Genomic DNA, 1228 nt, shown 5'->3' with positions numbered 1-1228 from the left:
AAGACCGTTGCATAACGTAAGGATTCCTTAAATGGACAGTTTTTTTAGCTTTTTATCTATTATTTGTATTTCTAACGTGTTATATACTCTTGTTTTTCGATCATTTCCCCTTTAATTTTTACTATTAGACGCAACTATCCCAGGACTCCGATATAAATTGTAACAAAGTGCCTCCATTAGATTTTGAGTGTGCATTTTTTCCATTCCTCTGTATTTAGCAGTGCCTCCTAAAAACCAAATTTTTATTCCTCCGAAAGTACGTTCAACTTTAAACCTTGTTTTACCTATTAGTTTATTAAATCTTTTCTCCCATTTTGTAAGAGGTTTATTCTTTTTTGCCTTTTTCAATATGTGGTTTTTCAAACCTCTCTTTTTTAGCAGAGCTTCATTCTTCTTAGACTGATAGCCTTTGTCTGCTTTCAAAGGAATGTCTCTTGGTAAATCTGCTGAGTCTAGAACATCTTCTAAATTTGCTATTTCATTTGTGCTAGCTGTTGTTGTTAAAACTCCTAGAACAAGCCCCTCTTCATCTGTAACATGATGTTTTTTATATCCAAAATGAAATTTGCCTCGTTTCTTTAACCATGTACCATCACTATCGACACTCGATGCATATTTCTTTTTTGTCTTGATTTCTTTGTCGGAACGATCTTCTGTTACTTCTTGCTTTGTCTTTCCTTTTGGCCGTAAGGGAGTATCAATTACACTTGCATCTACAATAACTCCTTTTTTAATAATAATGTGGTGCTCCTCTAATTGTAAATTTATTAATTTGAACAACTTTTCAAAAGTGCCTGTTTTGGTTAACTCTGTTCTAAACCTGCTTAGGGTACTATGGTCTGGAGCCACTTGCTCTATGGTTAATCCACAAAAATAACTGAATGAAATACTATCATTTATTCTATCTTCAACCTCATAATCACTTAAGCCATACCAAGTTTCGAGTAGTAACATTTTAAATAATAAAACACCATCATAAGATGGTGTACCTGTGGCACTTTTTCCTTTTGAATAATCTTGGTCAATCAATTGCCCTATTCTTTTCCAGTCTATGATTGTATTTATCTGACTAAAGAAAGTAGATTTTATCTTTCTTGTTCGTAAATCACAAATACTATCTGCTAATGTAGGTTCCTTACGTATTTTCATACCATAAAAATACAACTTATTTATCTGATATACAATTATATAAGGTGATTTATTTTGTTAATTACCATGCAACGGTCTT

General features: G+C 32.3%; 1 protein-coding gene. It reads right to left on the bottom strand.

The features are described from left to right. Positions 1 to 111: 111 nt before the first annotated feature. A complete protein-coding gene (locus HNS40_RS22375; protein ID WP_172284931.1) occupies positions 112 to 1149 on the bottom strand; it encodes an IS5 family transposase in 1038 nt (345 codons plus the stop codon). Positions 1150 to 1228: the final 79 nt, after the last annotated feature.

Source organism: Lentimicrobium sp. S6 (assembly GCF_013166635.1).
GTDB lineage: Bacteria > Bacteroidota > Bacteroidia > Bacteroidales > UBA12170 > UBA12170.
This window is presented reverse-complemented; position numbering and strand designations above follow the sequence as displayed.

What these genes read in the sequence shown, in the direction of transcription:
- HNS40_RS22375 (WP_172284931.1), bottom strand. Translation starts at nt 1,149, where the DNA reads ATGAAAATACGTAAGGAACCTACATTAGCAGATAGTATTTGTGATTTA.